Here is a 13,342-nt window from a genome sequence, read left to right as displayed (position 1 = left end):
ATGCTCAAACCCGGACTCCAACTTCGCACCTCCCAGCACCTGGCGCTGACGCCGGCGCTGCAGCAGTCGATCAAGCTGCTGCAGCTGTCGACCCTCGAACTCGAGCACGAGATCGAGCAGATCCTGCAAGAGAACCCGCTGCTCGAACGCGAGGACGATCCCGTGGCGGCTACGCTGCGGGTCGACGCCGACGGCAGCATGCACACGACCGCGCCCGCCGCGCCGGAAGCCGACGGGGAACCCGGCGGCGAGACCGTGGAAGCCCCGACGCCGGCCGACGCCGGCGACGGACCGGACCTGCCCGACATGCCGGAGCTGCACCGCCCCGGCGGCGAACACGACGACGACACCGCGCCGCAACTGGCCGCGCCCGACGCGTCGCTGCGCGAGCACCTGCTGGGCCAGCTCGCGCTCACGCAGGCCACGCCGCGCGATGCGGCGCTGGTGACGGCGCTGGTCGACGAGCTGGACGACAACGGCTATCTGGACGTGTCGCTGGAAGAGCTCGCCGCGCTGTTCCCGCCCGAGCTGGAAATCGACGCCGACGAACTGCGCTCCGCGCTGGGGCTGCTCCAGTCCTTCGACCCTGCCGGCGTGGGCGCCCGCAACATTTCCGAATGCCTCTGCCTGCAATTGCGCACGCCGGACCTCGACTGCCTGCCCGAGGCCCGCGATGCCGAGGTGCTGGCGCTGGCCCGCCAGATCGCGGCCCAGCACCTGCCCCTGCTGGGTGCGCGTGACTACGCCAAGCTGCGCAAGGCGCTGGGCTGCAACGACGACCAGTTGCGCGCGGCCCAGAGCCTGATCCGCCGGCTCGACCCCCGGCCCGGTTCGCGCTATTCGTCGCCCGCGGCGGACTACGTCGTGCCCGACGTGATCGTGCGCAAGGTCGGCAACCAGTGGCGCGCGACGCTCAACGGCGAAGCCATGCCGCGGCTGCGCATCAACCAGATGTACGCGCAGATCCTGAAATCGGAACGCAGCTCGGCCCATCCCGGGCTGTCCTCGCAGCTGCAGGAGGCGCGCTGGCTGATACGCAATGTCCAGCAACGCTTCGACACCATCCTGCGCGTGGCCCAGGCCATCGTCGACCGGCAGCAGGGTTTCCTCAACCATGGCGAAGTCGCCATGCGGCCTCTTGTATTACGCGAAATAGCAGATACACTAGGCTTGCATGAGTCGACGATCTCACGCGTCACTACGCAGAAATACATGCTTACCCCCCTGGGGACTTTCGAGCTCAAGTATTTCTTCGGCAGCCACGTCGCCACGGAGACCGGAGGAGCGGCATCGTCCACGGCGATCCGTGCGCTGATCAAGCAACTCATTGGTGCGGAGGATCCTACCCAGCCACTATCCGACAGCCAACTTGCGCAGACGCTGGGGGAGCAGGGTATCGTCGTGGCCCGCCGCACGGTGGCCAAATACCGCGAAGCGCTCAAGATTCCGCCGGTTTCGCTGCGTAAGAGCATCTAGTACGGATCGCGCCCGCGCGGCATCGCATGCCGCGTATCCATCACCCAATCGCGATGCTAGGGTTAGACCGTACTTGAAAGCCCCGGATAAAGGCTCATCTTTATAGCAACCGCTGAAAACGCATGTGCCAGCCACTTCGATTGCGTGGCGACATCCGGAACATCGGAGCGACGCAAGCAAAGTGGCACGCTCGTGCCACAAGCGCCCATGCCCTGCGGACATGGGCGCGGGCTCCGGGGAAGTCTCCCGGTACATTGCTTCAAGGAGGGCTTTACATGAATCTGAGCATCAGCGGACATCACCTCATCGTGACCCCTGCCATACGTGAGTACGTCCTGAACAAGCTCACGCGGGTGCTGAGGCATTTCGATCACGTCATCGATATCCAGGTGCTGCTTTCCGTGGAAAAACTGCGCCACAGCGCGGAAATCACCATGCATCTCCGAGGCAAGGACGTCCATTGCGAGGCCCAAGAAGAAAATCTATACGCGGCCATCGATGCCCTTGTCGATAAAGTCGACCGCCAGGTCATCAAGTACAAGGACAAGGTCCAGCGACCTCGGGTCGAGGAAGCAATAAAAAGAATTCCCCCCCCTACGCCCTGAAAGGAAGCCCACCCCCTACGCGCTTCGCGCGCCCCCTCAAGGGGGCGGCACTGGCGGACCGGCAAAGCCGGATCCGCTGTGCCCTGGGGGTAAACATCGGTCGGCGGGGAAAGGAGGCTTTTCCCGCCGTTGTAACGTTTAAGGGATGGGTTTGCGTCCAGTTAGCCGTGATCGGGATCGAGAAATGCCGCGCTGCGCCATGGTTTTCGAGGGACTGTGTAGGGTCCCGGGTGGGCGCTTCCTTCGTGGGACGAGGGCATGTGATGCCGGGTCGGGATACGGACGGGTTGTTTGCGGGGCACAAAAGTGCCGCTTTCCGTGACAGAACCGGGCCGGTGGCTATAATCGACGTCCATCTCCAAAAGATGTCGCCTGGTCCATCTATTGTGCGAATTTGTATCGCCCGACCGGCGCATACGTTATGAATCTGATCTCGCGGATACTCCCCCCTTCGAACGTGCTGCTTGATCTGGAAGTCACCAGCAAGAAGCGCGTTTTCGAACAAGTCGGCCTTTTGTTCGAGAACAATCACGGCATCGCCCGCTCGGTGGTGTTCGACAGCCTGTTCGCGCGCGAACGGCTCGGCTCGACCGGCCTGGGGCAAGGCGTTGCCGTGCCGCACGGCCGCATCAAGGGACTGACAGATGCCGTGGCCGCCTTCGTGCGCCTGGCCCAGCCCATCAATTTCGACGCCCCCGATGGCAAGCCGGTGCAGATGCTGGTGTTCCTGCTGGTGCCCGAGCAGGCTACGCAGGTACACCTGGAAATCCTGTCCGAGCTGGCGCAGATGCTGTCCAACCGCGCGCTGCGCGAGGCCCTGGCCACCGAACCGTCGGCCAGCGCGATCCATTCGCTGCTGACCCACTGGGAGCCGGCCCAGTCCGACGCCGCGGTCTGACCCGGCGGGCCCGGCCGGCCGCCTTCTCCGTGTGCCCCATGCTTACTATCGAAAAACTGGTCGACGAGAACACCGACAAGATTTCCTTGAGCTGGCTGGCCGGGCGCTCGAACGCGAATCGCTCGCCGCTGCCCGACACCTGCCTGGCCGCCGCCGACCTGGTCGGCCACCTGAACCTCATCCACCCGTCGCGCATCCAGGTCTTCGGCCACGAGGAACTGGCGTTCTATGCCCGGCTGGAAGCACGCCGACGCGCCCACCACCTGGACGAGCTGCTGGCCAGCGGCGTGCCGGCCATCATCATGGCCGACGGCCTGGCCGCGCCGGCCGACCTGCTGGAGCACTGCGAACAGCGCGGCGTGCCGCTGCTGGCATCGCCCCGCTCGGCGGCTCAGGTCATCGACCTCCTGCGCATCTACCTGGGCAAGAAGCTCGCCCCCGTCACCACCGTCCACGGCGTATTCATGGACGTGCTCGGCATGGGCGTGCTGATCTCCGGCGAATCCGGCCTGGGCAAGAGCGAGCTTGCGCTCGAACTGATCTCCCGCGGCCACGGCCTGGTGGCCGACGACGCGGTGGAGTTCTCCCGCATCGCGCCCAACATCATCGAAGGCCGCTGCCCCCCGCTGCTGCAGAACATGCTGGAAGTGCGAGGCCTGGGCCTGCTGGACATCCGCGCGATCTTCGGCGAGACCTCGGTGCGCCGGAAGATGAAGCTCAAGATCATCGTCCACCTGGTCCGCACCACCTCGCCCGAAGCCAATTTCGAACGCCTCCCCCTCCAGGCCCTGACGCAGGACGTGCTGGCCCTGCCCATACGCAAGGTCGTCCTGCCGGTGGCCGCCGGCCGCAACCTGGCCGTACTGGTCGAAGCCGCGGTGCGCAACGCCATCCTGCAACTGCGTGGCATCGACACCATGACCGAATTCATGGAACGGCAGATGGACGCGATCCAGAACGGCGAGCCGTAGAGGCCCCCCCTACGCCCTTCGGGCGCAAGGGAAGCCCACCCCCTACCCGCTTGCGCGGGCCCCCTCAAGGGGGCGATGCGGGTGGACCGGCGGAGCCGGATCCACCGCATCCTGGGTCTGGTGCCGCTATCTTGGTTTGTGGCACCGTTGCTTCGCTGGCTGCCAGCGGTAGCAACAGTGCTTCGATCCAAGATAGTTTCCCTAGACCCAGGAAACCGCGGATCCGGCTTTGCCGGTCCGCCGGTTTCGCCCCCTGGGGGGCGCGCGAAGCGCGTAGGGGGGGCGACGAATGTGCGTTATTGTTCAGGCTTCGATGAATGAACCTCCTACGAGGCAAAGCCTGCTGTGTTACGTGTCGTTTTCATCACCGGTATCTCGGGCTCGGGCAAGTCCGTGGCTCTTCGTACCCTGGAGGATGCCGGCTACAACTGCGTCGACAATCTTCCGGTCCGCTTTCTTCACGATTTCATCGCGGCCGCGCACGATGAAGGGCTGCAGCGTGTCGGGGTGTCCATCGATGCGCGTTCCAGCGGGGCCATCGCCAGCCTGCCCGGCACCATCAATGCGCTGCGCGCGCTGGGCACCGAGATCCGCGTAGTGTTCCTGGACGCCGATACCGGCACGCTGGTGCAGCGCTATTCGGAATCGCGCCGCCGCCATCCGCTGACCGACAAGCTGTTCCACGAAGGCGTGGCGCCCTCGGTCGAAGCCTGTATCGCGCACGAGCGGGAGTTGCTGGGGCCGCTGCGCGAACTGGGGCACGTCATCGACACCACGGGCCTGACGCCCTCGCAACTGCGGTCCTGGGTGCGCAACGTGGTGCAGGCCGATACCGTGCCGCTGGTCCTGACCTTCGAATCGTTCGCGTTCAAGGAAAGCGTGCCGCTGGACGCGGACCTGATGTTCGACGTGCGCTGCCTGCCCAATCCCCACTACGACCCGGTCCTGCGGCCGTTGACGGGGCGGGACGCCCCGGTGGCGAACTTCCTGGCAGCCATTCCCAGCGTGGGGCGCATGATCGACGACATCGCCGCCTTCATCCGCACCTGGTTGCCGGAGTACATGCAGGACACGCGCAGCTACCTGACGGTGGCCATAGGCTGTACGGGCGGGACGCACCGGTCGGTCTACGTGGTGGAGCAACTGGCCGCCATGTTCGCGGGCCAGGGACAGGTGCTGGTGCGCCACCGTGCACAAAAGCAGTTCGACCTTTATGATCCGGGCGGTGGCCCCACCGAGGCGCCGCCGCTTGCCAGACCTTAGCATTCAGGACCCTAGACGATGAAGCAGACCGACCGGCTTCCCTTGCCTGGCGCGCGCCCCACCACCAGCCGCCCACCGCGCGGAAGGACCGAAGGCCCCCTGCTCCTGGCGGCGGTCTGCGCAGCGATGCTGCTGGCCGCTTGCGGCACCACGCCCAAGGGGTCCTCGGGTTCGCGCGGCGGCGGCTACTACAAGGACGACGGTCCGCCGTCCAACCCGCCCGCCAACCTGGATCTCGTGCCCGACCCGCTGCCGGCCGTCGAGCCGCTGGCCAGCGGCGCCAACAAGCCCTATGTGATCTTCGGCAAGCGCTACGTGCCCGACACGTCCATGCAGCCCTACAAGGTGCGCGGGATCGCGTCGTGGTACGGGCGCAAGTTCCATGGCGCGCGCACGTCGAACGGCGAGATCTACGACATGTACGCGATGACCGCGGCCCACACCACGCTGCCCATCCCCAGCTACGCCCGCGTCACGCGGGTCGGGACGGGCAAGTCGGTGATCGTGCGCGTGAACGACCGCGGCCCCTTCCACAGCGACCGCATCATCGACCTTTCCTACACGGCCGCCTACAAGCTGGGCCTGCTCTCACAGGGCAGCGGAGAGGTCGAGGTCGAGTGGCTGGGACCGGAGGAAATCGCCAGGATCCGCAGCGAGCGAGGCAGCGCCCCCATGCTGGCCGCCGCCCCCGCGCCGGCGGCCGAAGCCGAGGTGGTCGCCATTCCGGTGGCCACGCAGGCGCCGGCCAGCCAGATACGGGAACTGCCGCCGCTGGCGTCCGCCTCGCCGGACGGCAACGCCATGCAGGCAGTCCCTCGTCCCATGGCGAGCGGCGTGCAGGTCCCCTTGGCCGCCACCACGCCGGTGGTCTCGGCGCCGCAATCGGGCATCTTCCTGCAAGTAGGCGCCTTCAGCGGCCAGCGCAACGCCGAAGACCTGGCGGCCCGGATCCGGTCCCAGCTGGGGGAGCAGGCCGAACCGCTGCGCATCGTGAACACCGACAGCCTGCACCGCGTGCACCTGGGCCCCTACCCCTCGCGCGAGAGCGCGCTGGCGGCCGCGCAGCGCGTGCAGGCGCGGCTGGACATCGCCCCGGTCATCGTCGTGCGCTGACCGGGCGCGCGATCGCTATTCCAGTTCGCCGCCTTTGGTCTCGGGCAGGAAGAAATACACGATGACCGCGGCCAGCGCGAAGAACCCGGCAGTGGCGCCCAGGGCGCTCGCCACGCCGTGGGTGGCCGAGAAGAACCCCACGGCGGCCGGCGCCAGCGCGCTGGTGGCCCGGCCGGTGTTGTAGATGAAGCCCTGGGCGGTCGCGCGGATACTGGTCGGGAACAGTTCGGCGAAGGTGGGCGCGAAACCGCTGTAGAAGCCCGTGCCCACGAACGCGACCAGCGGCCCGAACGCCAGCAGCACCAGGCTGGACTCGATCTGCACGTACAGCGGCACGCACACGGCCGACAGCAGGAAGAACAGGATGAAGGCCATGCGGCGGCCGATCCGGTCGGCGATGTAGCCGAAGCAGACGAAACCCAGCGCCGCGCCCACCTGCATGATGACGATCCAGGTCGTGGACTTGGTCAGGTCCAGGCCGGCGCCCCCTGCGCTGACGGGCGTCGCGAGATAGGTGGGAATCCAGGTAAACAAGCCCCAGTAGCCGCACATGGCGGCGGCCGTGAACGCCAGGCCGACCACCGTGCTGCGCAGATGCTGCCCGAACAGCAGCTTCAGGGTCGCCCCGACGCCCAGGCGCTCTTTCTGGCCCGCCCAGATTTCAGGCTCGGCCGCATGGCGGCGCACCCAGAACGCGAACAGCGCGGGCGCCAGTCCGACGGCGAACACCCAGCGCCAGCCCAGCGTGGGCAATACCAGCGCCGCGACGATGGCGGCCAGCGCGTAGCCCGCCGCGAAGGCGCTCTGCACCCAGGCCATCACCTTGCCGCGGTGCTTGGCCGGCCACGTTTCGGTGACCAGGGCCGCGCCCGCCGACCATTCCCCGCCGACCCCCAGTCCCAGCAGGAAGCGGAAGATCAGCAGCTGCGTGACGTTCTGCGAGAACCCGCACAGGGCTGTGCCGATGGAATAGCACGCGATGCTGAGCACCAGCGACCGCGTGCGGCCCAGCCGGTCGGCCAGGAAGCCGAAGATCAGGCCGCCGAAGGCCGTGGCCAGCAGCGTCATCGAGGCGATGACGCCGGCCGCGCCGCTGTCGAAATTCAATTCGGCCCGCATGTGCGTGATCACCATGGCAAACAGCATCAGATCCATGATGTCCAGCATCCAGCCTATGTAGGCCGAACCGAACGCGCGCCATTGTTCCTTGGTACGCCCTACGTACCATTTTTCCTGGGCCACGCCGGATAGCGAGGTCGCGGAGGATGCCATGCTTCGTCTCCTTGGTGTATCGATCAACGATACAAACGTATCGATAAATATTCTATCCGAATATTCCCAAGCCATGCATTCATGGTTTACGATAAATGATACGAACGTATTGTTTATCGATACAAATGGTCCGTTGCCCGGCATGGGGCCGGCCATATCTTCAGGAGTCATCCATGCGCAGTTTCATCATCAGGCTTTACGAAGACCGCATCCCCGCCGGCCACGCGCCGGTCTACCTGCCGCGGATGCCGCGGTCGGTCTACGTGGTGCAGGGCGGGATCACGGTAGAGTTCTCGGACGGCACCCAGCACCAGCGCCAGGAATCGGCCTGGGTCGGGCAGGACCAGATCGCGCTGGTGGCGGGCGAGGAAGACGCCGTGCTGTGGCGCTGGGAACTGGTGGCGCCCGATGCTCCCGCGGGCACGCTGCGCAGCGCCCCGGGCGCCACGTCCACCCTCAAGCTGCAACAGGAAATCGAGCTGGACAGCCAGTTCGACTGGCTGATGCGCTGCGACCGCGTCGACTTCCCGCCCGGCGGCGTGGCGCTGACGCACGTGCACCAGGGCCCCGGCATACGCTGTTGCCTGAAGGGCGAGATCACCATCGAGACCCAGGGCAAGACCACGGTGCATCCGGCAGGCTCGGCGTGGTTCGAGCTCGGCCACGCCCCGGTCCTGGCGCCCACCACCGAGGCCACGGACACCAGCTTCATCCGCTGCTTCATCCTGCCCCAGGGATGCCGCCTGCGCAGTTCCCTGCGCTATGTTCTGCCGGAAGACGCCGGCAAGCCCAAGCGTCAGCATTATCATGTGTACGGCGAGCGCATGCTGACCCTGCCCTGACGGGCGCTTCCCGGCCCAGGCACGGGGCGGGCATGCGTCCATCGAGAATCCACCGGCCTTGCCAAGACACGCTTCGATCCATGCATCCCCCCGCCCCGGACCTTCTTCCCTCCGACGCCACCGCACCCGCCGCGGACGACGCCCAGACCGGCCATGCGCTGCCGACCTCGGGCGACGAGGCCGCGATCTCGTCGACCTCGGTCATCTCCCTGCGCATCCTGGAATTGATGGCGGCCCAGGGCACCGAATGCGGGGTCACGGAACTGGCCGAACTGCTCGGAATGCCCAAGGCGCGCGTGCATCGCCACCTGTCCGCCCTGCGCCAGCAGGGCTACGTCACGCAGAACAAGCGCACCAGCCGCTACCGCGTGGGCTGGCGCCTGTTCCTGCTGGGACGCAAGCTGGTGCAGCAGTTCGACGTCGTATCGCTGGCCAAGCCCATCATGGAAGACCTGCGCAACCGCGTCGGGCAGACCATCGTCATCACCACCTTCGATCCCAACAAGGTCGTCGTGCTGGACGTCGTGCGCGGCCGCAGCGCGCTGGAAATCCTGCTCAGTCCCGGCACGCAGTTCCCCGGCTTCCACACCGTGGCGCAGGGCAAGGTCGTGCTGGCCTTCGGTCCGCCGTCGCTGCGCGACGCGATGCTGTCCCAGCCCCTGGCGGCCAGCACGCCCAAGACCATCACCGACCCCGACCGCCTGCGCGCCGAGATCCAGCTCGTGCGCCAGCGCGGCTGGGCCGAGGCGCCCGAGGAAATCTTCACCGGCATCAACGCCCTGGCGGCGCCGATCTTCCAGGCCGACGGCTCGCTGTTCGGCGCGCTGGCCATCGTCGCCTCGATCCACTACCTGCCGGCGCGGGCCCATCCGGATACCGTGCGGGAGCTGATGCAGGCGGCCGCCGCGGTGTCCGCCGTGCTGGGCGCGGGCCAGGCGGGCGCGGCCGCGCCGGGCTGAGACCGGGACACGCCTGTCCTACCGGCGCGCCGGCGCCCGTCCGATTGAGGCATGCTGGGCGACTCGCATCCCGGGTCGCCATGCCATGTCCCTTCCCTATCCGCCCCGCCGTGGCTTTCCCTTGCCGCTACGCTTCCTTCAGCGCCAGCGCACGGGCATACAAGGCATCGCGCGGCGCGCCGGTGATGCGGGCCGCGACCTTGGCGCTATCGCGCACGCTCAGCACATCCAGCAAGGCCCGCAGCACCTCGTCCGTCCGGGCATCCAGCGCCCCGGCGGCTTCCTCGGGCGCCGCCTCCACGATCAGCACGAACTCTCCCTGCGCCCGCTGGGGATGGGCGGCCAGCCAGGCCTGCGCCTCGGCCAGCGGCATGGCGGCGATCTCCTCGAAACGCTTGGTCAGCTCCCGCGCCACGGTCAGTCGCCGCGCGGCGCCGCACACCGCCAGCAGGTCGGCCATGGTCGCGGCCATCCGGTGCGGCGACTCGTACATGACCACCGGCGCCGGCAGCGCGCACCACTGGGCCAGCCAGCGCTGGCGGGCGGCCGCCTTGGGAGGCGGGAAACCGGCGAAGACGAACGCCGGATTCTCGTCCGAGGTTGCGCCGCTGGCCATCAGGGCGGCGATCACGGCGCTGGCGCCGGGCACCGGCACCACCGGGTAGCCGGCCGCGCGCACCTCGCGCACGATGCGCGAACCGGGATCGCTGACGCCGGGCGCGCCGGCGTCCGAAACCAGGGCCACCCGCTCGCCCGCGGCCAGCCGGCCGACGATGGCCTGGGCCGCCTGCGCCTCGTTGTGCCGGTGGGCCGCCATCAAGGGCGTGGAAATGCCCCAGGCGTCCAGCAGGGGGCGCGTCATGCGCGTGTCTTCGGCGGCGATCACGTCGGCCCGCTGCAGGCAGGCCTGGGCCCTCAGGCTCAGGTCGCCCAGGTTGCCGATGGGGGTGGCCACGACATACAGCGCGGGGGCGGGCCAGTGCTGCACCGCGACCTTGCCGGCCAACCGTTCCCAGGCGCCGGTGGCGGGCCCGGAAGATTCGAATTCGTTGTCCATGGCGCGAGGATACCGCGAGGGCGCGCATGACGGCTGCCGACACGCAGGCCTACGCCCTGGCCCATGCGGCGCAGCGGCGGGCGGCGCGCCGCCGCCCCCGGCCGGGCCGCCGGCAGGAAGCGGAGTCGCCGCGCCGCCGCTCGCCCACGCAGCAGGCCGGCGACCGGGCCGAGCACGCGGCACTGGCCCACCTGCGCGCCGCGGGGCTGGTCCTGGTGGCCCGCAACGTGGCGTGCCGCGCCGGCGAAATCGACCTGGTCATGCGCGAAGGCCCCGTCCTGGTCTTCGTCGAGGTCCGCGCGCGCGCCCTGGGACGCTACGGCGGCTCGGCCGCCAGCGTGGGCCCGGCCAAGCGGGTGCGCCTGGCGCGGGCCGCCGCCCATTTCCTGCGCACCCGCTGGAAGGGACCGCTGCCGCCCTGCCGCTTCGACGTCCTGGCCTTCGAGGCCGACGCGCCACCCCGCTGGATACGCCACGCCTTTTCGCTCGAGACACTGCCTGGTTTCCGATAGCGGGGCGGACTCCCATCGGCGAGTCAGGGAAACTATCATTGCCGAAGCCGCTCCAAGTCTTGACCGCCGCCCCGCAACCGAAGCGTCACGGCCGGTTACAGCGGACACACTTGCCGGCCAGGCCGGCGAGCCGGCCGTTTCCCCTGCATGAGATAATCCCGGCATGGACCTTATCGCCCGCATATCCGCCCATTTCCGCGACGCCGTCGCGCTGTTCGAACACTGCCAGGACACCCTCGCGGCGCCCACCGCGGCCGCCGTGGACGCGCTGGTGTTCAGTCTTTCCAACAACGGCAAGATCCTGGCCTGCGGCAATGGGGGCTCCGCCGCCGATGCGCAGCACTTCGCCGCCGAACTGGTCGGCCGCTTCGAACGCGAACGGCTACCGCTGGGCGCCATCGCGCTCAATACCGACTCCTCCATCCTGACCGCGGTCGGCAACGACTTCGGCTACGACCGGGTGTTCTCCCAGCAGGTCAATGCGCTGGGCCAGCCGGGCGACGTGCTGGTGGCCATCTCCACCAGCGGCAACTCGGCCAACGTGATCGAGGCCATCGAGGCCGCCCATTCGCGCGAGCTGCGCGTCATCGCGCTGACGGGAAAGGGCGGCGGCCGCATCGGCCAGATGCTGACTGAAGACGACGTGCACCTGTGCGTGCCGCACGATCGCACCCTGCGCATCCAGGAAGTCCACATCCTGCTGCTGCACGCCATGTGCGACGGCATCGACGCTCAACTGCTGGGAGATCTCTGATGTTTCGCAAACCGGCCGCTGCGGTACGCCCCCTGGTCCTGGCCCTCGTGGTCGCAAGTTCGGCATGGGCGGTGTCCGCCTGCGCGCCCATCGTCCTGGGCGGCGCCTACGTCGGCACGATGGCCGCCACCGACCGCCGTACCGTGGGCATCCAGGTCGAAGACAAGAACATCGAGCTCAAGGCCTCCAGCCGCCTGTCGGGCCGCTATGGCGACAAGGGCCACATCAACGCCAATGCCTACAACCGCAAGCTGCTGCTGACCGGCGAAGTCCCGGACGAGGCCGCCAAGCGCGATGCCGAGGAACAGGCGCGCGGCGTCGAGAACGTCCGCGCCATCGTGAACGAACTCCAGATCGGCATCCCGACCTCGCTGGCCACCCGCTCGAACGACGTATTCATCGAGGGCAAGATCAAGGCTTCGCTGGTGGATGCCAAGGATCTCTTCGCCAACTCCTTCCGTATCACGGTCGAGAACGGCGTGGCCTACCTGATGGGCCGCGTCACCGAACGCGAAGGCAAGCGCGGCGCCGAGATCGCCGCCGGCGTGAGCGGCGTCAAGAAGGTGGTCAAGGTGTTCGACTACATCACCGAAGAAGAATTGCAGGACCTGTCCAAGGTGAAGGCCGAGCAGGACCAGTCGCAAGCCGCCACCGGTTCGTCCGGCAACCGCTGACCGGCGTCCCCGCCCGGCGCAAGGCGGGCGGGTCGCGCATCCCGGCCTATAATGGGTCGCATCGCGGGCGCGGACTTGCGCCGCCCTGCCCGCCACGCAACGGATCGCCCCCTATGTCGATTTCAGCTCCCGTCAACGGATCCGCCCGCGCCCAGCGCGGCGCCGCCAAGCTGGCCGCCATCCTCGTGGTCGCGCTGCTGGCCGCCGCCGGCGCCTGGTTCGCGCTGGCCCCCGCCGCCAAGGCCCCCGACACCACCTTCACCTCCATCCACGGCGACAAGTTCACCACCGAAAGCCTGCGCGGCAAGGTGGTGCTGGTCAACTTCTGGGCCACCAGTTGCGTGACCTGCGTGAAGGAAATGCCGATGATGGTCGAGACCTACAAGAAGTACGCGCCCCAGGGCTACGAGATGGTCGCGGTGGCCATGAGCTACGACCCGGCCAACTACGTGCTCAATTTCGCGCAGTCGCGCGAGCTGCCCTTCAAGGTCGCGCTCGACCCGATGGGCGAGATCGCGCGCAGCTTCCAGGACGTCAAGCTCACGCCCACCTCGTTCCTGATCGACAAGCAGGGCCGCATCATCAAGCGCTACCTGGGCGAGCCCAACGTGGCCGAGTTCCACGCCACGATCGAAAAGGCGCTGGCCAGCTGACGCCATGAGCGCGCCCTCCCGCATCGTCCGCATCGACCACCGCTCCTGGGACGACGCGCCCGGCCAGGCCGGCGCGTCCACGCCCGTGGCCGAACTGGAAGAAGGCAAGGTCCTGTACTTCCCCGAATTGCGGTTCGAATTGAGCCAGGCCGAAACCGGCCTGCTCGACCCCGCGCTGGTCGATCCGAAGCGCAAGAACATCAGCCTGAACGCCACCACCGGCAAGCTGACCGGCGTGGCCGTGGAAGACGAGCGCCAGGCCGCCATCGGCGCGCTGGTGCGCCGCTACTACG

General features: G+C 67.9%; 15 protein-coding genes. 13 read left to right on the top strand and 2 right to left on the bottom strand.

Annotated elements, in window-relative coordinates:
• The 6 genes from N5K27_RS23910 to N5K27_RS23885 all read left to right on the top strand — a co-directional run bounded on the left by N5K27_RS23910 (position 1) and on the right by N5K27_RS23885 (position 6,326).
• Positions 1-1,476: an RNA polymerase factor sigma-54 gene (locus N5K27_RS23910; protein ID WP_087837519.1), complete on the top strand. Its 1,476-nt coding sequence runs from the start codon at positions 1-3 to the stop codon at positions 1,474-1,476.
• Between the two features lie 275 nt (positions 1,477-1,751).
• Complete coding sequence (gene raiA, locus N5K27_RS23905; RefSeq protein ID WP_132979082.1) at positions 1,752-2,081, top strand: ribosome-associated translation inhibitor RaiA; 330 nt, start codon at positions 1,752-1,754, stop codon at positions 2,079-2,081.
• A gap of 421 nt (positions 2,082-2,502) precedes the next feature.
• Positions 2,503-2,979, top strand: a complete 477-nt coding sequence (gene ptsN, locus N5K27_RS23900; protein ID WP_087837517.1) for a PTS IIA-like nitrogen regulatory protein PtsN — start codon at positions 2,503-2,505, stop codon at positions 2,977-2,979.
• Between the two features lie 38 nt (positions 2,980-3,017).
• Positions 3,018-3,950, top strand: coding sequence for an HPr(Ser) kinase/phosphatase (gene hprK, locus N5K27_RS23895; RefSeq protein ID WP_087837516.1), 933 nt, complete (start codon positions 3,018-3,020; stop codon positions 3,948-3,950).
• A gap of 345 nt (positions 3,951-4,295) precedes the next feature.
• Positions 4,296-5,213: an RNase adapter RapZ gene (gene rapZ, locus N5K27_RS23890; RefSeq protein ID WP_087837515.1), complete on the top strand. Its 918-nt coding sequence runs from the start codon at positions 4,296-4,298 to the stop codon at positions 5,211-5,213.
• Positions 5,214-5,339: 126 nt separating this feature from the next.
• Positions 5,340-6,326, top strand: a complete 987-nt coding sequence (locus N5K27_RS23885) for a septal ring lytic transglycosylase RlpA family protein (RefSeq protein ID WP_087837658.1) — start codon at positions 5,340-5,342, stop codon at positions 6,324-6,326.
• Between the two features lie 15 nt (positions 6,327-6,341).
• On the opposite strand, the gene N5K27_RS23880 is transcribed toward N5K27_RS23885, so the two are convergent.
• Positions 6,342-7,598 (bottom strand): MFS transporter, encoded by a 1,257-nt coding sequence (locus N5K27_RS23880; protein WP_279819549.1) that lies wholly within the window; start codon positions 7,596-7,598, stop codon positions 6,342-6,344.
• Positions 7,599-7,771: 173 nt separating this feature from the next.
• Between N5K27_RS23880 and N5K27_RS23875 the strand changes: the two genes are divergently transcribed.
• Positions 7,772-8,440, top strand: coding sequence for a hypothetical protein (locus tag N5K27_RS23875; RefSeq protein WP_165963023.1), 669 nt, complete (start codon positions 7,772-7,774; stop codon positions 8,438-8,440).
• 80 nt (positions 8,441-8,520) lie between these two features.
• Positions 8,521-9,399, top strand: a complete 879-nt coding sequence (locus tag N5K27_RS23870; protein WP_176400661.1) for an IclR family transcriptional regulator — start codon at positions 8,521-8,523, stop codon at positions 9,397-9,399.
• A gap of 127 nt (positions 9,400-9,526) precedes the next feature.
• On the opposite strand, the gene rsmI is transcribed toward N5K27_RS23870, so the two are convergent.
• On the bottom strand, positions 9,527-10,456 hold the full coding sequence (gene rsmI / locus N5K27_RS23865) for a 16S rRNA (cytidine(1402)-2'-O)-methyltransferase (RefSeq protein WP_279819546.1): 930 nt from the start codon (positions 10,454-10,456) through the stop codon (positions 9,527-9,529).
• A gap of 26 nt (positions 10,457-10,482) precedes the next feature.
• Between rsmI and N5K27_RS23860 the strand changes: the two genes are divergently transcribed.
• The 5 genes from N5K27_RS23860 to N5K27_RS23840 form a co-directional block, all read left to right on the top strand.
• Complete coding sequence (locus N5K27_RS23860; RefSeq protein ID WP_279819543.1) at positions 10,483-10,968, top strand: YraN family protein; 486 nt, start codon at positions 10,483-10,485, stop codon at positions 10,966-10,968.
• A 163-nt stretch (positions 10,969-11,131) separates the two neighbouring features.
• Positions 11,132-11,722 (top strand): phosphoheptose isomerase, encoded by a 591-nt coding sequence (locus N5K27_RS23855; RefSeq protein ID WP_279819541.1) that lies wholly within the window; start codon positions 11,132-11,134, stop codon positions 11,720-11,722.
• Positions 11,722-12,396, top strand: a complete 675-nt coding sequence (locus tag N5K27_RS23850; RefSeq protein ID WP_087836817.1) for a BON domain-containing protein — start codon at positions 11,722-11,724, stop codon at positions 12,394-12,396. The genes N5K27_RS23855 and N5K27_RS23850 overlap by 1 nt, the downstream gene beginning before the upstream one ends.
• A 113-nt stretch (positions 12,397-12,509) precedes the next feature.
• The gene (locus N5K27_RS23845; RefSeq protein ID WP_087836816.1) at positions 12,510-13,049 is read left to right on the top strand and encodes a TlpA disulfide reductase family protein; all 540 of its coding nucleotides are present in this window, start codon (positions 12,510-12,512) and stop codon (positions 13,047-13,049) included.
• A gap of 4 nt (positions 13,050-13,053) precedes the next feature.
• A partial coding sequence (locus N5K27_RS23840; protein ID WP_279819537.1) for a Kdo hydroxylase family protein occupies positions 13,054-13,342 on the top strand: 289 nt, incomplete at its 3' end.

The organism is Pigmentiphaga sp. GD03639, assembly GCF_029845405.1.
GTDB classification, from domain to species: domain Bacteria; phylum Pseudomonadota; class Gammaproteobacteria; order Burkholderiales; family Burkholderiaceae_B; genus Pigmentiphaga; species Pigmentiphaga daeguensis.
This window is presented reverse-complemented; position numbering and strand designations above follow the sequence as displayed.